Raw genomic sequence first — 19,207 nt, 5'->3', positions numbered from 1 at the left:
TCAATTTCGTGCAAAAGTACGATTTATTTCTAAAAGAATACAACTTTAGCTATGAGTAATTGTATAATAAACAAATAAACCACTTTCTTTGTTTGAATCGTCTTTGTAAACCCTCCAACCAGACAGATATTTCGGTCAAAATAAGGTTTTACCCCCTCTGCTTTTGTGGGTTCGGCTTTTTTTACTAATTTTGCAACTTTGAAGAAGTAGTTCTTCACATCTGAGACGAAAACCAGTTTCAGGTGATTTCCGTAATGGCTTTCCACAACAGGAAGAAAGTCTCGCGGTTTTTAGTGGAATTAATTTTTAAATATTCATATTGTGGCAGAAACAAAGTATATTTTCGTAACAGGTGGTGTAGCCTCTTCATTGGGAAAAGGAATCATTTCATCATCTATTGGCAAGTTGCTGCAGGCCAGAGGCTACAGCGTAACCATCCAGAAGTTCGACCCGTATATCAACATCGACCCGGGAACTCTGAACCCTTATGAACACGGAGAGTGCTACGTAACCGTAGACGGACATGAAGCCGACCTTGACCTGGGACACTATGAACGATTCCTGGGCATCCAGACTACTAAAGCCAATAACATTACTACCGGCCGTATCTACAAGAGTGTAATTGACAAGGAACGCCGGGGTGACTACTTAGGTAAAACCATCCAGATTATCCCTCACATCACCGACGAAATCAAACGCAACGTCAAGCTGTTGGGCAACAAGTACAAATTCGACTTTGTCATCACTGAAATTGGAGGAACAGTGGGCGATATTGAATCACTCCCTTACCTCGAAAGCATCCGTCAGTTGAAAAGAGAGTTAGGTAAAAACGCCTTGTGCGTACACCTTACTTATGTACCTTACCTGGCTGCTGCCGGTGAACTGAAAACCAAACCGACCCAACACTCTGTAAAGGAACTTCAGTCAGTAGGTATCCAGCCGGATATTTTGGTACTGCGTACTGAACACGAACTGAGCACGAACCTGCGCAAGAAAGTTGCTTTGTTCTGTAACGTAGATGAAAGCGCCGTAATCCAGTCAATGGATATGCCAACCATCTACGAAGTACCTTTGCGCATGCAGGAGCAGAAACTCGATGTCACTATTTTGGAAAAGATGGGACTTCCGGTAGGCGAAACTCCGACTCTCGGTCCATGGAGAGACTTCTTGAACCGTCGTCACAATGCTACTGAAATCGTAAAGATTGGTTTGGTAGGAAAATACGATTTGCAGGATGCCTACAAATCCATCCTCGAAGCCCTTTCACAGGCAGCTACCTACAACGACCGCAAGGCAGACATCCACTTCATCAACAGTGAAAATCTGACAGAAGAAAATATTGAAGAAAAGCTGAAAGACATGGACGGAGTTATCATCTGCCCGGGATTCGGCCAGCGCGGTATCGAAGGTAAATTCATCGCCATCAAGTATTGCCGTACACACAATGTGCCGACCTTCGGTATCTGTCTGGGTATGCAGTGCATGGCCATCGAATTTGCCCGCGACGTACTGGGTTATGCCGATGCCAACAGCCGCGAAATGGACGAAAAGACTCCGCACAATGTCATCGACATCATGGAGGAACAGAAATCCATCACCAACATGGGAGGTACCATGCGTCTGGGAGCATACGAATGTGTCATCGACCCGACTTCAAAAACTTATCAGGCTTACCAGAGTGAACATATTCAGGAACGCCATCGTCACCGCTACGAATTCAACAACAACTTCAAGGAAGAATTCGAAAAGGCCGGCATGAAGTGCGTAGGTATCAATCCGGAATCTGACTTGGTGGAAATCATCGAAATCCCGACGCTGAAATGGTTCATCGGTACTCAGTTCCATCCGGAATACAGCAGTACGGTACTGAAACCCCATCCGTTGTTCCTGTCCTTCATTAAGGCAGCTATCAACAAGTAAGTCAAAAATAACATTGTAAAGAAACAGAAATGGACAAAAACACGTTAGTGGGCTTTGTCCTGATTGGAGCGGTAATTGTAGGTTTCGGTATCTACAACCGCCCCAGCCAGGAAGAAAGAGCACGCGCACAGCACTATCAAGACTCTATCCAGCAGGTCATCAAGCAACAGGAAAAAGTACAGGAGCAAAAAGCCGCTGCAGCCATTGAAGCTGCACGTCCCGACAGTTCTTCCCTTTTCTTCCAGTCTGCACAAGGTACGGAACAGTTCACTGTACTGGAAAATGATCTGGTGCAACTGACCTTCTCCAACAAAGGTGGACGGGTAAGCAAAGCCATGCTGAAAGAGTATAAAGACCAACAGAAGCAACCCCTCGTTCTTTTTGACGGGAAGGATGCTTCCATAAGCTTCGGTTTTGAAGGAAAGAATGAAAACATTCTCAGCGACCAGATGTATTTCGAAGCAACCAATGTGACCGACTCTACCGTGACCATGCGGTTGAATGCGGCCAACGGCGGACACTTGGACTTCAACTACCGCTTGCTGCCAAACTCCTACATGGTAGACTTTACCATCCAGGCCAGCGGCTTGCAGAATTTCTTCTCTCCTTCTACCAAGACGATGAGCATAGAATGGAAACAGCGGGCTCGCCAGATGGAAAAAGGTTACAACTTTGAACAGCGTTACACTTCGCTAACCTACAAGCCAGTAGACGAAAGCTTCGATTACCTGAGCGAAACAAAGGATGCACAGGAAACCGTTCCGGAAGCACTCGACTGGGTAGCCTTCAAAAACCAGTATTTCTCTTGTGTCTTCATGGCAGAACAGAACTTCAACAACGCCACCCTTGAATCCAAGATGGAAGAAAAAGGAAGCGGATACATGAAGAACTATTCTGCGGATATGAAAACAGCTTTCGACCCGACAGGCGCCAAGGCCTCACACATGCAGTTCTACTTCGGTCCGAACCACTTCAAGACACTGCTTGCCAGCAACGACTTGAGCTTTAAGGACAAAGATCAGGAACTGGAAGATTTGGTCTACTTAGGATGGCCGATTATCCGACTCATCAACCGTTGGTTCACCATCAACCTCTTCGACTGGTTGTCAGGCTGGGGACTGAGCATGGGTATGGTAATCCTGCTTATGACCATCATTGTGAAGGTACTGGTACTTCCTACCACTTGGAAGTCCTTCATCTCTTCAGCAAAGATGCGCGCCCTGAAACCCTATGTGGATAAAATCAATGCCAAATACCCGAAACAGGAAGATGCCCTGAAGAAACAGCAGGAAACCATGGCCCTCTACCGACAGTATAATGTCAGTCCGATGGGAGGCTGTCTGCCGATGCTGTTGCAGACACCGGTGTTCATGGCCCTCTTCTTCTTTGTGCCGAACGCCATCGAGCTTCGTCAGCAAGGATTCCTGTGGGCAACCGACCTTTCGGCATACGATGATTTGATTAGCTGGAGCTACCACATCCCGTTGCTGGGTAACCACCTGAGCTTATTCTGTCTGTTGTTCAGCATCACCACAGTCTTGAACCAGATTATCATGATGAAGCAGCAGGATATGGGTAACAACCCACAAATGGCTGCCATGAAATGGATGATGTACATCATGCCGGTGATGTTCTTCTTCATCTTCAACGACTACGCATCCGGATTGAGCTACTACTACTTCATCTCCGGTCTGATTGGTATCATTACCATGTGGATTATGCGCCGTATGACCGACGAGAAGAAGCTGCTCGCCCAGCTGGAAGCCAATAAGAAGGAACCTTCACAGCAGAAAACCAGCGGACTGATGGCCAAACTGGAAGCTCTGCAGAAAGAGCAGGAACGCTTGCAGAAGGAACGTCAGGAACACATGAACAAGAAGAAATAAAAATATCCTGAAAGGAAGCAGAAAGAGCGGAACAGAAAGGCAATCGAAAACCTTTCGTTCCGCTCTTTTTCTTTTTGCCTTCTCTTTTTTCCATTTATTATCTTACCTTTGCACGACGGAAACCTGCATAAAGACTCGCATACTCTAAAATTAAAAATAAAAACATGAAGAAAACAGATTTAATGAACATGACTGCGGCCGTACTGATGGCCTCGGCTCCAATGGCTGCCGTTCAGGCAGAAGGAACCGACGCGCCTTTCATCGGCAAGCAGGAAATCACCGTGAAAGACGGACGGATGACCCCGGAAACCCTGTGGGCCATGGGACGTATCGGAAGTTCCTGTGTGTCTCCCGACGGGAAAAAAATTGCTTACACCGTCTCCTACTACAGCGTAAAGCAGAACAAAGGTCACCAGGTAATCTACGTAATGAATGCTGACGGTTCCGACAACAAGCTGCTGACTACCTCTTCCGACAGCGAAGGCGAACCAGCATGGATCAAAGGCGGAGGTAAACTGGCTTTCATCACAAAAGGACAAATTTGGGAAATGAATCCCGACGGGACCGGACGCCAGCAGCTCTCTAACTACGCAGGTGGCATCGACGGATTCAAGTTCTCTCCCGACGGCACCAAGGTGCTTTTCATCTCACAGGTGAAATACGGCGAACGTACTGTCGACAAATACCCCGACCTGGACAAGGCCAGCGGAAAAGTCATCGATGACCTGATGTACAAGCACTGGGATGAATGGGTCGAAACCGTTCCCCATCCGTTCGTGGCTTCTTTCACCGACAATAAAGTAGGTGAAGCCACCGACATCCTGGCCGGTGAACCCTACGAATCACCGATGAAACCTTTCGGCGGCATCGAACAGCTTGCATGGAGCCCCGACTCCAAGTCTGTGGCCTACACTTGCCGCAAGAAAACCGGACAAGCTTATGCCGTATCCACCGATTCGGACATCTATTTATACAATGTAGAAACCAAACAGACCCGCAATCTCTGCAAAGAAGATGCCACCGACAAGAACATGGGTTACGACACCAACCCGCAGTTCTCTCCCGATGGAAAGAACATCGCCTGGCAAAGCATGGAACGCGACGGATACGAAAGCGACCGCAACCGTCTTTGTGTAATGGACCTGACCAGCGGAAAGAAAACTTATGTGACCGAAGCCTTCCAGTCGGGCGTGGACAGCTACTGCTGGGCACCTGACAACAAGACCCTCTACTTCACCGGCGTATGGCATGCCACCAGCATGATTCACAGCACCAACCTGAAAGGCGAGGTAAAACAACTCACCGACGGCATGTACGACTATGCTTCTGTGGCCATGCTGAACGACAAGCAACTGCTCACCACCCGCCACTCTCTGAGCGAAGCCGATGAACTGTTTACGGTCAACCTGAAAAAGAAAAACGAGGTAACCCGTATCACAAAAGAAAACGACCACATCTTCAGCCAGCTGAAACTGGGTAAGGTCGAACCCCGCTGGACCAAGACCGTCGACGGAAAAGACATGCTCTCATGGGTAGTTTATCCGATTAACTTCGACCCGAACAAGAAATATCCTACCCTTCTGTTCTGTGAAGGAGGTCCGCAGAGCCCTGTCAGCCAGTTCTGGAGCTACCGTTGGAACCTGCAGATCATGGCCGCCAACGACTACATCATCATTGCCCCCAACCGCCGCGGTCTGCCGGGATTCGGCATGGAATGGCTGGAAGAAATCAGCACCAACTACGGAGGCCACTGCATGGACGACTACCTGAGTGCCATCGATGACATCGCCAAGGAACCCTACGTAGACAAAGACCGTCTGGGATGTGTGGGAGCCAGCTTCGGAGGCTACTCAGTATATTGGCTGGCCGGACACCACAACAAGCGCTTCAAAGCCTTCATTGCCCACGACGGTTTCTTCAACATGGAACAGCAGTACCTCGAAACAGAAGAGCTCTGGTTCACCAACTGGGATCTGGGTGGCCCGTACTGGGACAAGAGCAACCCGGCCATACAGCGCAGCTACGCCAACTCTCCCCATCTGTTCGTAGACAAATGGGATACCCCGATTCTCTGCATCCACGGCGAGAAAGACTACCGTATCCTGGCTTCACAGGGAATGGCTGCCTTCAATGCCGCCAAGCTGAGAGGCATCCCTGCCGAACTGCTGATTTTCCCGGATGAAAACCACTGGGTATTGAAACCACAGAACGGAATTCTCTGGCAACGCACTTTCTTCAACTGGCTTGACCGCTGGTTGAAACCACAGAAATAAGCCCTAAAACCCTTCCGGGCACCTTTTTTACGGCGTTTTTTCCCTGAAATACGCAAAAAAGAGGTGCCCGGATTTGCATATTAAAATAAAAAGCCCTACCTTTGCATCGCTTTTGAGAAAGACACTTCGGGGTGTAGCGCAGTCCGGTTAGCGCACCTGCTTTGGGAGCAGGGGGTCGTGGGTTCGAATCCCGCTACCCCGACAGAAGTCAAAAAAGTGAAAGTTATTACAAATGTTCGGGGTGTAGCGCAGTCCGGTTAGCGCACCTGCTTTGGGAGCAGGGGGTCGTGGGTTCGAATCCCGCTACCCCGACAAGAGGAGAGGCAACTTATCCAATGTGATGAGTTGCCTTTCTTTTTTGAGTTTTTTTCAAGATTTCCGAAGACTTTTTCCACCCCTCCCAAAACGCCTTTGCGTTTCAATCAAAACGCAAGTACGTTTCAACTAAAACGCAAGTGCATTTGAAGGAAAACGTAAGGGCGTTTTACTTCAAACGTCAAAGCGTTTTGAAGCAAACGTACTTGCGTTTTTCCACACGACTTCCCAACAAAGTCTACAAATATCATAACTGATTGATTTTCTGGCATAAGCAGACATTCTGAAACGAATTGCCCACTCGTATCCAATCCTTCAGGATACCACATTCTGTGTAACCTGCCGCTGCAAACAATTTCCGGCTTGCCGTATTTTCCACCGGAATATAGGCATACAACTGGTGGAGGCCAAGTAACCCGAAACAATGCGATTCCAGCAATGTAAGTGCCATTCCTCCGATTCCTTTTCCTCGTAAGTCTTTCCGCACCACCAGTCCCACCTCTGCACGGCTATGACGCGCATCGAACGAAAAGATGTCAATCATCCCGCCCACTTCACCGGTATTACACACAATCATCAACCGCAACTGACCATCCACAAACACGTCATTCTGATTTTCGGCAATGTAGCGTTTCATCTGATAACGAGAATACGGCCCCGTAGCCGTACCCAGCTCCCAGAGCTCCGCCTCATTCTCAAACGAAAGCATCACCTCCAGATCCTCCGGTTCAGGTGCCCGGAGACGGATAGTTTCCTGCGATGACTTGGCTGTCAGTCCCATCCTACTGTTCCTCCTTTTCTTTTTCTAAATCAAGCTCCCGCATCAGTCGGCTGCGACCCGGCACACAGAAGAGCGAGGCCACCAGCAACATACCGACACACAGCAGACTGGTCAGGTTGAACGTAGAGTAATACACCGTCAGGTTGAACAATACCGGAGCCAGCAACAGGGCCAGGCGAATTTCACACCAGCGGCGGTAACTCACCAACGCTTCCGGCAATGACAACTCACGGACCCGTCGCACCAGTGACAAGCTGAACATGCGCAACGACAACGGTATCATGCAGACTGCCAGCAGAATCCCCACCGTCTGCAAGATGTATTCGGCACGCGCATCCCCTACCCGGCTTCCCTGAAGTAGGATATCCGTTTCATACAACACACACCACACTGCAGTCAGTATCCAGAACAAGGCGAATTCCACCTTCAGCACGCGGAGCAATCGATTGATTTTCTTTTCCATGTATTTCTTTCTATGAATTAAAGGGTTCCGGTAAACGCCACGCGGTTCACGATAGAGCGTCCCAGCGTCACCTCATCCGTGTATTGCAATTCATCGCCGATGGAAATTCCACGGGCAATCATCGTAATTTTCACATCATATCCGGCCAGCTTCCGGAAAATATAGAAGTTGGTCGTATCGCCCTCCATAGTAGAACTCAGTGCCAGAATCACCTCCTTGACAGTGCCCGACTTTACCCGTTCCACCAAACTGTCTATCTCCAGGTCGGAAGGTCCGATGCCGTCCATAGGCGAAATCACCCCTCCCAGCACATGATACAGTCCACGATACTGCTGGGTGTTCTCCACCGCCATCACATCGCGAATGTTCTCCACCACACACACCGTGGTCGCATCGCGCGAAGGGTTAGAACAGATACGGCACACGTCCGTATCGGAAATGTTATGGCACACCTTGCAATACTTCACTTCTTTTTTCAGCGTGGAAATGGCATTGCTAAACGCTTCTACCGTAGCATTATCCTGGCGCAACAGATGCAAGACCAGTCGCATGGCCGTTTTCCGCCCAATGCCGGGAAGCTTGGCAAACTCTCCCACTGCCTTTTCCAATAAAACGGAAGGATATTGTTGATTCATGCTTGTTTTCTTTATTTACGGAAGGCAAAAATACGGATAAAATCCTTTGGCTGTATGCAGGGAACGGGAAAAACGATTACCTTTGCATCAAAACAACTCAAATTCAACCTATGGACATTACCAGCGCAGAGTTTGTCGTAAGCAACTCACGGGCCGACATGTGCCCACAGACCCAACTGCCGGAATATGCCTTCATCGGACGTTCCAACGTGGGGAAATCCAGTCTCATCAACATGCTGACCAAGAATCCCAAACTGGCCATGACTTCGTCCACGCCGGGAAAGACCTTGCTCATCAACCATTTTCTCATCAACAAGGAATGGTATCTGGTAGACCTTCCCGGTTATGGCTATGCCCAACGGGGGAAGAAAATGATGGAGAAAATCCAAAAACTCATTGAATACTATGTACTGGAACGGGAGCAACTGACCTGCCTTTTCGTGCTGGTAGACAGTCGTCTGGACCCTCAGCGCATTGACCTGGAGTTCATCGAATGGCTGGGCGAAAACGGCATTCCCTTTGCCCTGATTTTCACCAAGGCCGACAAGCAAAGTGCGGGAAAGACCAAAAGCAACGTCAGCCGTTACCTGGAGAAACTGAAAGAGCAATGGGAAGAACTGCCTCCGTATTTCGTATCTTCTTCTGAGAAGAAGACCGGGCGGGAAGAAATCCTGAACTACATCGAACAAATCAACCGCTCCCTTCAGGAACAAACCGAATAGGCGTTTATAGGCGTTTGCATAACCTGTTAAGAAGTAGACCAATCAAACAGCATAAAAAAATCCTCCTGCAGGAGTCTTTATTAGAAGATTGCATGCAGGAGGATTTTTCAATCCACTATAATGAATAAAGCTAAATTCACGCTCAACGGGAAAATACAATGTTTCCCTCTTTGCTTACATCCAGCCGCACGTTGTAGCACGAAGCTCCGTCGGGAATACAGAGCGTAGCCACATAACGATATCCGTTTCCATCCACTTTCACGAAATCCATGTCGCTCAGAATGGCACTGTTCAGAAAATCAGCCGGAACCACACGCTCAAACATTTCTTTCTTGATATCCTTGGAGAACAGCCGTTCCTTTCCTTTGTACACACAAATGTGAATAATATTGTCGTAATATATATTCTCTACTGGCAATCCTTCCTCATTGATGCTCAACAGTGTCACCCGTTTCTTGGTTGGATTGATATAAGCATAGCCCCTGTAGCGTTCTCCCCCATATAAGATGACCGAATCTTTCTGATACACTTCACTCTCCGTTTCACGCACAGGTACCACCGTTCCGAACGACAGCGTGTCCGACTCGGCCTTGTGTAAACTGACCACTTCCCCTCGCGAGGTACGATAGCGCAAGCTGTACGCTTTCTGTTCCTCTATGAAATAATAAATCGGACGGGCACTGTGAATGGTCATCGTGTCATGACGCACGCTAAAAGACATGGGAGCATTAATCTGACTGGCATAATAAATACTGTCTCCCTGGATTTTAAATAAGGGAGCCTCCGTATTGTCGTCCAGCCAGATACCCTGCAGCAACTGCATGGCCTCCTGGTCTTCTTCCTGCTTTTCCGCTTCCTTCTGCTGAGGAGACATACATCCTGCCATCAGGCCCATCCCCCCTAAAAGCATTATCAAGCCTGTTTTTTTCATGCGTCAATGGATTTCTACATTTACCGGCGACAAAAATACAACAATTTTAAATTCCAACCGAAAAATGCTCCTCGAAAGATGTCCCACGTAAAAGAAAAATGTATTATTTTTGCAATATGATTGAATTGGCAAAACACATAGAAGTATTACTGCTGGAAAACGATTGCGTCATCGTTCCCGGCTTGGGGGGATTTATCGCCCACAGACAGCAGGCTGTCATTTCCCCAACGGGAGAATTTCAGCCGCCGCGCCGTACCATTGGATTCAATCCGCAGCTGGTAATGAACGACGGACTCTTGGTTCAGTCGTACATGCAGGCTTATAACACCGACTTTCCCGATGCAACCCGCCGGATTGAAAAGGTGGTCACAGAAATGAAAGACCAGTTGTACCAGCAGGGACAGGTCACCCTGCCCCATGTAGGTACAATTTATTATAATATGAATGGAGGCTATACTTTTGAACCGGCTTCCTCTTCTTTCTTTACCCCAGGACTGTACGGACTGGAAAACTTCACGCTGCCTGCGTTGAAAGCACTTCCCGCGACCGAACCTAAGGAGTACAAACTTCCAGAAATAAGCCGTCCTGCCAGTGGGAAAAAACGGCATTTCTCTTTGCGTCATTTCACACGCAACGTAGTAGCCATTGCAGCTGCCGTATGCTTGTTCTTCGTATTGTCTGTTCCGGTAGAAAATACCTACATGGACGATGCCAACTATGCTTCCCTCGGTTCGTTCAGCATGTTCGATGCTATCCGCAACCAGTCGGTAGCCACCAGCATACAGACTAAAACTACATCACAGACTGCTCCGCAAAAGAAAGTTCAGAAGCAGAAAAAGGCTCAGCGAGTGCGTAACAATGTCAATACATTAAAGCCTGTTGTAGTCAAAACGGAGAAAATAGCCGCGGCACCGGCAGCCCAAAAAGAGACTCAACCTGCGGTAAAGAAACCTGCACCGGCCCAACCGGCAGCCACTCCCGCACCTGCCACAGCTACAGGAAAGAAAAAAGCTTACATCATTGTAGCCAGTCTGACCACCCACAACGATGCACAGCAGGAAGTGAAAAGACTGCAAAAACAAGGATACCCGAATTGTAAAATACTGGAAACCGACGGACGATTCCGTGTGGCACTCGACGGGTACGCCAATTCGGGAGAAGCCTATAAAAAAGTACAAGAATTGCGCAACCAGGAAGAATTTAAAAGTGCCTGGGTTTTCACTTCAAAATAAATACGCTTTTTAAAACAGATGAAAAGAGTAAGATGCCCCAAATGTGACAATTTCATCCAGTTCGATGAAACCAAATATAAAGAAGGACAGTCACTCGTCTTTATTTGTGACAACTGCAAGAAGCAGTTCAGCATCCGTATCGGCAAGTCCAAACTGAACGCAGCCAACCGCAAGGAAGAGGTGGTGGATGAAAAGGAAGGCGTGCAAGACTTCGGCAACATTCTGGCCGTAGAAAACGTATTTGCCTACAAACAGGTTTTGCCGCTGCATGAAGGTGACAACCTTATCGGACGCCGTTGCAAAGGAAACGACATTGACATTCCCATCGAGAGCAACGACCCGAGCCTGGACCGCCGTCACTGCTACATCAACGTCAAAAAAAACAAGCAAGGAAAAATCATTTATACGCTTCGCGATAACGACAGTATCACGGGGACTTTTCTGATGAACGAAATACTGGGCCCGAAAGACCGCGTCCGTATTGAAGACGGAGCTATTATTACCCTCGGTGCCACGACTCTGATTCTGAGAGCGGCAGAAGGACAAACGAAAGAATAACCTCCGCTAATTTTCTGAAACAGACTATTTAGGATAACTATATTACACTAACAAACCTTTTACTCAATTATGGCTTTTACAAACAACGTAATGATTGTCCGGCACAAACTGCTGGAAAACCTGGTTGCTTTATGGAAAGAAAATCAATTAGTAGAGAAAATCGACCGCATTCCTTTGGAAATCAGCCCGCGCCGTTCACAGCCGGTGGGACGTTGCTGTATCCACAAGGAACGTGCCGTGACTAAATATAAGTTACTCCCGTTGCTGGGTTGGGATATGACCGACGAAACGGACGAGCTGACTCCCCTTTCTGAATATGCCCGCAAGACACTGGCCCGCAAAGAGAGAATCAAGGAAAATATCCTCTGTGTCATCGACGAGGCTTGTTCTTCCTGCGTGCAGGTAAACTACGAGGTAAGTAACCTTTGCCGAGGCTGTGTAGCCAGAAGTTGCTACATGAACTGTCCGAAAGGTGCCGTACATTTCGACAAGAAAACCGGTCAGGCACGCATTGACCACGACAAGTGTATCAGCTGCGGTATTTGCCACAAGAGCTGCCCCTATCACGCTATTGTCTACATTCCGGTACCGTGTGAAGAAGCTTGTCCGGTAAAAGCCATCAGCAAGGACGAACACTACATTGAGCATATTGACGAAAGCAAGTGTATCTACTGCGGCAAGTGTCTGAATGCCTGCCCATTTGGTGCCATTTTCGAAATTTCCCAAGTGTTCGACGTGCTGGAAGCCATCCGCAAGGGAGAACAAGTGATTGCCATTCCGGCTCCCTCGGTATTGGGACAGTTCGATGCTACCATCGACCAAGTGTACGGGGCATTGAAAGAAATCGGTTTTGCCGATGTAATTGAAGTGGCTGAAGGTGCCATGCATACCACCAGCAACGAGGCACACGAGCTGTTGGAAAAACTGGAAGAAGGACAGAAATTCATGACTACTTCCTGCTGTCCATCGTACATCGAGCTGGTCAACAAGCATATTCCGGCCATGAAGCCTTATGTATCCAGCACCGGTTCTCCGATGTATTACGCAGCCCGCATCGCCAAACAGAAATACCCGAATGCCAAGGTAGTCTTCATCGGCCCGTGTATCGCCAAACGAAAAGAGGCACAGCGCGACGAATGTGTGGACTATGTGCTGACCTTCGAAGAACTCCACCCGATGTTCCGCGGATTGGGCATCGAACTGGAAAAAGCCAATCCGTACAAGGTAGCCTACGAATCAGTTTGCGAGGCGCACGGATTCGCACAGGCTGGCGGTGTAGCTGGAGCAGTAAAAGCTTACCTGGGTCCGAAAGCCAATGGTATCAAGATCATGCAGTTCTCCGACTTCACAAAGAAAAATATCGGTGTGCTCCGTGCGTATGCCAAGACGGGTAAGGTAGATGCACAGTTCATTGAAATGATGGCCTGCGAAGGTGGATGCGTGACCGGCCCGAGCGCACACAACGATCCGGTAGCCGGCAAACGCCAGTTGAACCAGGATTTGCTGAAACGTACCCTCAAGTACGAAAACAGCCATCAGGAAGAATAATCCATGAAAGAATTGATAGAACGCCTTTACCGGGAGCAGACACTGGCTCCCGGTGAATTGCGTACCCTTCTGCTGGAGTGCCGGGGGGAAGACCTCGACTTTCTCATGCAAAAGGCACGAGAGGTGGCTCAAAGCCATTTTGGCAATAAGATCTATATCCGCGGCCTCATCGAAGTAGGCAACTGCTGTCATAACGATTGCCTGTATTGTGGCATCCGAAGAAGCAACCGCCACCTGGAACGCTACCGGCTGGACAAGGAGACCATTCTGGCCTGCTGCCGGCACGGATATGAACTGGGATTCCGCACCTTCGTACTGCAAGGAGGCGAAGACAACTATATGACCGATGAACGGGTCACCTCAATAGTGACCGCTATCCGGACGGAATTTCCCGATGTGGCCATCACCCTTTCACTCGGTGAACGCCCCACTGTTTCCTACGAACGTTTTTTTCAGGCGGGAGCCAACCGCTACCTGCTGCGTCACGAAACGCACAACGAAGCCCATTACCGCCGGCTGCACCCCGACAGCATGTCATTGTCCAACCGTCTGCGGTGCCTGGACGACCTGAAACGCATCGGATTCCAGGCAGGAACCGGCATCATGGTGGGAAGCCCTGGACAAACCGTCGACAACTTGGTGGAAGACATTCTCTTCATTGAGCAATTCCGCCCTCAGATGATTGGCATCGGACCTTTCCTGCCGCATCACGACACCCCCTTTGCTTCCTGTCCACCCGGAAACCTGACACAAACTCTGACGTTGCTCTCCATTTTCCGGCTGATGCATCCGCAGGCACTGATTCCTTCGACCACCGCACTGGCCAGCCTCACGCCCGACGGACGGGAAAAAGGCATACTGGCAGGCGGTAACGTGGTAATGCCCAACCTTTCGCCGGTGGAACAACGGAAGAAATATGCCTTGTACGACCACAAAGCCTCCATGGGCTCGGAAGCCGCCGAAGGATTACGCCTGCTGGCACAACGGCTGGCAGCTATCGGATATGAAATAGATAAAAGCCGCGGAGACTATCCCGGCAAGACGTTATAACTTACATTGCAACTATGTACAAGATTGATTCTCAAAAGGCAGAGGAATTTATCTGCCACGAAGAAATTCTGGATACCCTGGCATATGCCCAAAGCAAGAGCCAGGACAAGGAACTGATACGTTCCATCATTGAAAAGGCCCGCCTGTGCAAGGGACTCTCCCACCGCGAGGCCGCCGTACTCTTGGAATGCAACGACCCGGAACTGGTGGAGGAAATCTACCATCTGGCCCGTGAAATCAAGCAGAAATTCTACGGCAACCGCATCGTGATGTTCGCCCCACTGTACTTGTCGAACTATTGCGTGAACAGCTGTACCTACTGCCCCTACCACGCAAAGAACAAGACCATCGCCCGCAAGAAACTGACACAGGAGGACATCCGCCGCGAGGTCATCGCCCTGCAGGACATGGGACACAAACGTCTGGCACTGGAAGCCGGCGAAGACCCTATCCACAACCCGCTTGAATACATCCTGGAATCCATCCAGACCATCTACAGCATCAAGCACAAGAACGGCGCCATCCGACGGGTGAACGTGAACATTGCTGCCACTACGGTAGAAAACTACCGCCGTCTGAAGGAAGCCGGTATCGGCACCTATATCCTGTTTCAGGAAACCTACCACAAGGAGAACTACGAGAAACTTCACCCCAGAGGTCCGAAGAGCAACTATGCCTACCATACGGAGGCCATGGACCGCGCCATGCAAGGAGGTATTGATGACGTGGGCATCGGCGTATTGTTCGGCCTGAACACCTACCGCTACGATTTTGTGGGACTGCTGATGCATGCCGAACACCTGGAAGCGACCTACGGCGTAGGCCCGCACACCATCAGTGTGTCGCGTATCTGCTCGGCCGACGACATCGATGCTTCCACCTTCGAGAACGCCATCTCCGACGAAATATTTCAGAAGATTGTGGCCGTCATCCGCATCAGCGTGCCTTACACCGGTATGATTATCTCTACCCGTGAATCACAACGTTCCCGCGAAAAAGTGCTGGCCCTCGGCGTATCACAAATCAGCGGTGGTTCCCGCACCAGCGTGGGAGGCTATGCCACCGAAGAACTGCCGGAAGAGAACTCGGCCCAGTTCGACGTGAGCGACCACCGCAGCTTGGATGAAATCGTGGCCTGGCTGCTGAAACTGGGCTACATCCCCAGCTTCTGTACGGCCTGCTACCGCGAAGGACGTACGGGCGACCGCTTCATGTCGCTGGTCAAGACCGGACAGATTGCCAACTGCTGTGCGCCCAATGCCCTGATGACGCTTCAGGAATATCTTTATGACTATGCCTCACCGGAAACACGCCGTTTAGCAGAAGACATGATCCGCAAGCAGATGGAAGAGATCCCCAATCCCGCCATCCGCAAAAGAGCGTTGGAAAATCTAGAACGAATTGCCGAAGGGAAACGCGACTTCCGTTTCTAAATGTAGGACTTAAAGACTGATTAAACGTATGAACGATACTCCCCGTGCCAACCGACTGCACATCGGTCTGTTTGGCAAACGCAATGCCGGAAAGTCGTCGCTGATCAATGCCCTGACGCATCAGGATACGGCCCTTGTGTCAGAAATCCCCGGCACGACCACCGATCCGGTTTTCAAGGCCATGGAAATCCATGGCCTCGGTCCTTGCGTGTTCATTGATACCGCTGGATTTGACGATGAAGGCGAACTGGGCGAACTCCGCATCCGCCAGACACAGCGTGCGCTGGAAAAGACCGACATCGCCCTGATGGTCTGCACCGACGACCATTTGGAAGAGGAGCTGCACTGGCAGCACCTGCTGAAGGAAAAGAATGTACCCATCATCTGGATATTGAACAAGTGTGATCAATTACCCGATGCCGAGCAGACCATGCGCCGAATTGAAAAACAATGCGGACAGGTCCCCCTGCTGGTGAGCACCCTCACCGGACAAGGGCTGGACGACATTCTGCGCAGCCTCCGGCACAAGTTGCCGGATGAAACCATGGCACAAGGCATCGTAGGCCGGCTGGTGGAAGAAAACGACACCGTCATGCTGGTCATGCCGCAGGACATCCAGGCCCCCAAAGGCCGCCTCATCCTGCCGCAGGTACAAACCATCCGGGAACTGCTGGACCGCAAATGCCTGGTGATGAGCTGTACCACCGACAAGATTGATGCTATGCTGGCTGCCTTGTCCCGTCCGCCGAAGCTGATTATTACCGACTCACAGGTGTTCCGTACGGTGTATGACAAGAAACCTGCCGAAAGCCGGCTTACCTCCTTCTCCGTCCTCTTTGCACAGTACAAAGGCGACATCGACTACTACCTGGAAGGAGCCAATGCCATCGCCCGGCTGACACCGGAATCACGGGTACTGATTGCCGAGGCATGTACACATGCCCCGCTGGCAGAAGACATCGGGCGGGTGAAAATTCCGAACATGCTCCGCAAGCGTATCGGCGAAAGCCTGCAAATCGACATTGTATCGGGCACAGATTTCCCAGAAGACCTGACCCCGTACGACCTGATTATCCATTGCGGGGCCTGCATGTTCAACCGCAAGTATGTGCTGAACCGCATCGACCGGGCCCGCACCCAACAGATTCCCATGACCAACTACGGAGTGACCATTGCCTACCTGGCGGGAATTCTGGATAAGATAGATTACTGATTCACCCCTCTATACAAAAAGGAGTGCCACTTACCTCCTGGTAGGCAGCACTCCTTTTCATTCATACTACTAAATTAATACACCGTTACTCGTTCTATTTCCTCAAAGCGCGGGAAAAGCAGATTGTTTTCCAGGTGAATATGCTCGAACAAGGCATCCACAAACGCCTCCAGTTCCTGCATCAGCAGACGGTAGCTGCCACAGCCATCCTGAGGCACGGAGAAATGATTCGTCAACTGAATGATGTGCAAGTAGCGGTTCCCCTCTCCTTCGTGCTCCATCTTCATCACTCGGATAGGATTGGAAATCGTACCACAATGCATCGGTGCCATACGCTGTCCTTGTTCCTTCGCCGCATACAGCTCATAGAGATACGGGAACAACACATTCTCCTCTTTCTGCAAGTGCATCTCCAAATCTTCCAGCGACTCACTCACCAGCACCTTCAGTTCGTGCAGCTCCGGATGTGCTTCCCCATGCACACGTTCCACCTTTTCCAGCAAGGCCAACAACTCCGGTCCATTGGCACGGATACCACGGTGATGTATCTTCAGGATGTAATCCATCAGCAAGTCCAACGGCCATGAAGCAAACGGAATCCATCCGTTCCCAGCCTCTTCCTGACGCGTCAATGCCTGCTTCACTTCTTCCACCGACAAGTTCAAATCGGCACAAGCCTTTTCCAGCGTCACCTCGCCATGACAGCAGAAGTCGATGCCATATTTCTTAAACACTTTCGCTGCGGCAAAATCATCGGCTACAATTTGTCCCACACTCGTATATTTCCAGTCTTTCGTTTCCATATTCTTTTCTTTTTTATTGATTACGGGTGCAAAGATAGCCTCCACAGTCCAGAAACTTTGTCACCTATGTGACACCGACCTATAACGAAAGTTAAACGTGTGTTCTGCGGAAAAGAAGTGACACCATATGCAGAAAAACACTACCTTTGCAGGCACGTAAAAAAACAGAACATTAAGATGAAAACAAAAGACATGCCTATACTCCTGCTCACCGGCTATCTGGGAAGCGGGAAAACCACTTTATTGAATTACTTGCTGAGCAACCGTGAAGGAATCAAGTTTGCCGTCATCGTAAACGACATCGGTGAAGTCAACATCGATGCAGAACTGATTCAGAAAGGCGGTATCGTGGGCCAGAAAGAAGACAGCCTCGTGGCCCTGCAGAACGGTTGTATCTGCTGTACCCTCCGCACCGACCTCATCGAACAGATTTTCGAGCTGATGAAAATGCAGCGTTTCGACTACATCGTCATCGAAGCCAGCGGAGTCTGTGAACCGGAACCTATTGCCCGTACCATCTGCTCCATTCCCCAGCTGGGCGGAGCCTATACCAAATACGGAACCTGCCGCCTCGACAACATCGTGACGGTGGTCGATGCCCTTCGCCTGCAAAGCGAATTTGACTGCGGAAAGGAACTGACCCGCAAGGACCTGGAAGAAGAAGACATTGCTAACCTGCTGATTCAGCAGATAGAGTTCTGTTCTACCATCCTGCTGAACAAAGCTTCTGAAGTCAGCCCGGAAGAACTGGCCCGCATCCGAAGCATCATCCGTAACATCCAGCCCCGTGCAGAAATCATCGAATGTGACTATGCGAAGGTGGATTTGAACAAAATTGTCGGTACCCACCGTTTCGACTACGAAAAGGTAGCGACTTCTGCAGCCTGGATTCACGAAATAGAACGTCCAGTGACCGAGGAAGAAGAGGCCGAAGCCCATTCCCACGAAGGACATCACCATGACCATGATCATGAGGAACACGATCATGATCATGACCACGAGCATGGACACCATCATCACGACCACGAACACCATCATGACGAAGGCGAAACGGAAGAATACGGTATCAGCAGTTTCGTGTACTATCGCCGTCCGGCCTTCGACATTCATAAGTTCGACCGGTTCCTGGCAACCAAATGGCCGCGCAACGTGATTCGTGCCAAAGGGGTATGCTACTTTGCCCACAACCGTGACATGTCGTACCTCTTCGAACAGGCCGGACGCCAGAAACAGATTACGGAAGCCGGACTCTGGTATGCCACCATGCCCGAAGACGAGCTTATTGAAATGATGAAACGCGAACCTGGACTGGTGAGAGACTGGGACGAACGCTACGGTGACCGCATGCAGAAGATTGTCTTCATCGGCCAGCACCTCGACAAGGAACAGCTGATAAAAGACCTGGATACTTGTCTAGAATAACTTGAATCCAACTGAATAAAAA

General features: G+C 49.8%; 16 protein-coding genes and 2 tRNA genes. 13 read left to right on the top strand and 5 right to left on the bottom strand.

What is annotated here, in order from left to right:
• The first annotated feature begins 321 nt into the window (after nt 1-321).
• From RDP42_RS01315 to RDP42_RS01295, 5 genes are all read left to right on the top strand, one after another.
• Nucleotides 322-1,920 carry a CTP synthase gene (locus RDP42_RS01315; protein ID WP_308762209.1) on the top strand — a complete coding sequence of 533 codons (1,599 nt, stop codon included), beginning with the start codon at nt 322-324 and terminating at the stop codon, nt 1,918-1,920.
• Nucleotides 1,921-1,949: 29 nt separating this feature from the next.
• Nucleotides 1,950-3,806: a membrane protein insertase YidC gene (gene yidC, locus RDP42_RS01310; protein WP_308762208.1), complete on the top strand. Its 1,857-nt coding sequence runs from the start codon at nt 1,950-1,952 to the stop codon at nt 3,804-3,806.
• 182 nt (nt 3,807-3,988) lie between these two features.
• Nucleotides 3,989-6,079, top strand: a complete 2,091-nt coding sequence (locus RDP42_RS01305; RefSeq protein WP_308762243.1) for a S9 family peptidase — start codon at nt 3,989-3,991, stop codon at nt 6,077-6,079.
• Between the two features lie 127 nt (nt 6,080-6,206).
• Nucleotides 6,207-6,281: transfer RNA gene (locus tag RDP42_RS01300), tRNA-Pro, on the top strand.
• 35 nt (nt 6,282-6,316) lie between these two features.
• Nucleotides 6,317-6,391, top strand: a tRNA-Pro gene (locus RDP42_RS01295).
• Between the two features lie 250 nt (nt 6,392-6,641).
• Here the strand turns inward: RDP42_RS01295 and RDP42_RS01290 are convergent.
• The 3 genes from RDP42_RS01290 to recR are packed head-to-tail and all read right to left on the bottom strand — an operon-like array spanning nt 6,642 to nt 8,273.
• Nucleotides 6,642-7,175 (bottom strand): GNAT family N-acetyltransferase, encoded by a 534-nt coding sequence (locus RDP42_RS01290; RefSeq protein WP_308762207.1) that lies wholly within the window; start codon nt 7,173-7,175, stop codon nt 6,642-6,644.
• Nucleotide 7,176: 1 nt separating this feature from the next.
• Nucleotides 7,177-7,638 carry a hypothetical protein gene (locus RDP42_RS01285; protein WP_308762206.1) on the bottom strand — a complete coding sequence of 154 codons (462 nt, stop codon included), beginning with the start codon at nt 7,636-7,638 and terminating at the stop codon, nt 7,177-7,179.
• A 17-nt stretch (nt 7,639-7,655) separates the two neighbouring features.
• Entirely contained in the window at nt 7,656-8,273 is a 618-nt protein-coding gene (recR, locus tag RDP42_RS01280) for a recombination mediator RecR (RefSeq protein WP_303913202.1), read from the bottom strand.
• 110 nt (nt 8,274-8,383) lie between these two features.
• On the opposite strand from recR, the gene yihA reads away from it, so the two are divergent.
• Nucleotides 8,384-8,995: a ribosome biogenesis GTP-binding protein YihA/YsxC gene (gene yihA / locus RDP42_RS01275; protein WP_303913206.1), complete on the top strand. Its 612-nt coding sequence runs from the start codon at nt 8,384-8,386 to the stop codon at nt 8,993-8,995.
• Nucleotides 8,996-9,137: 142 nt separating this feature from the next.
• On the opposite strand, the gene RDP42_RS01270 is transcribed toward yihA, so the two are convergent.
• On the bottom strand, nt 9,138-9,926 hold the full coding sequence (locus tag RDP42_RS01270) for a DUF4738 domain-containing protein (protein WP_308762205.1): 789 nt from the start codon (nt 9,924-9,926) through the stop codon (nt 9,138-9,140).
• 116 nt (nt 9,927-10,042) lie between these two features.
• Here RDP42_RS01270 and RDP42_RS01265 point away from each other — a divergent pair, with 116 nt between their 5' ends.
• From RDP42_RS01265 to hydF, 6 genes are all read left to right on the top strand, one after another.
• Nucleotides 10,043-11,158 (top strand): SPOR domain-containing protein, encoded by a 1,116-nt coding sequence (locus RDP42_RS01265; RefSeq protein ID WP_308762204.1) that lies wholly within the window; start codon nt 10,043-10,045, stop codon nt 11,156-11,158.
• A gap of 18 nt (nt 11,159-11,176) precedes the next feature.
• Complete coding sequence (locus RDP42_RS01260) at nt 11,177-11,716, top strand: FHA domain-containing protein (protein ID WP_308762203.1); 540 nt, start codon at nt 11,177-11,179, stop codon at nt 11,714-11,716.
• Nucleotides 11,717-11,785: 69 nt separating this feature from the next.
• Entirely contained in the window at nt 11,786-13,264 is a 1,479-nt protein-coding gene (locus RDP42_RS01255; RefSeq protein WP_303913217.1) for a 4Fe-4S dicluster domain-containing protein, read from the top strand.
• A 3-nt stretch (nt 13,265-13,267) separates the two neighbouring features.
• Entirely contained in the window at nt 13,268-14,314 is a 1,047-nt protein-coding gene (gene hydE / locus RDP42_RS01250; protein WP_308762202.1) for a [FeFe] hydrogenase H-cluster radical SAM maturase HydE, read from the top strand.
• 14 nt (nt 14,315-14,328) lie between these two features.
• Nucleotides 14,329-15,747, top strand: a complete 1,419-nt coding sequence (gene hydG, locus RDP42_RS01245) for a [FeFe] hydrogenase H-cluster radical SAM maturase HydG (protein WP_308762201.1) — start codon at nt 14,329-14,331, stop codon at nt 15,745-15,747.
• Between the two features lie 28 nt (nt 15,748-15,775).
• The gene (gene hydF / locus RDP42_RS01240) at nt 15,776-16,960 is read left to right on the top strand and encodes a [FeFe] hydrogenase H-cluster maturation GTPase HydF (RefSeq protein ID WP_308762200.1); all 1,185 of its coding nucleotides are present in this window, start codon (nt 15,776-15,778) and stop codon (nt 16,958-16,960) included.
• 74 nt (nt 16,961-17,034) lie between these two features.
• On the opposite strand, the gene ric is transcribed toward hydF, so the two are convergent.
• Complete coding sequence (gene ric, locus RDP42_RS01235) at nt 17,035-17,763, bottom strand: iron-sulfur cluster repair di-iron protein (RefSeq protein ID WP_308762199.1); 729 nt, start codon at nt 17,761-17,763, stop codon at nt 17,035-17,037.
• Nucleotides 17,764-17,940: 177 nt separating this feature from the next.
• On the opposite strand from ric, the gene RDP42_RS01230 reads away from it, so the two are divergent.
• On the top strand, nt 17,941-19,185 hold the full coding sequence (locus RDP42_RS01230; protein ID WP_308762198.1) for a GTP-binding protein: 1,245 nt from the start codon (nt 17,941-17,943) through the stop codon (nt 19,183-19,185).
• Nucleotides 19,186-19,207 lie beyond the last annotated feature (22 nt).

The sequence above is a fragment of the uncultured Bacteroides sp. genome (genome assembly GCF_902472605.1).
Lineage (GTDB): Bacteria > Bacteroidota > Bacteroidia > Bacteroidales > Bacteroidaceae > Phocaeicola.
This window is presented reverse-complemented; position numbering and strand designations above follow the sequence as displayed.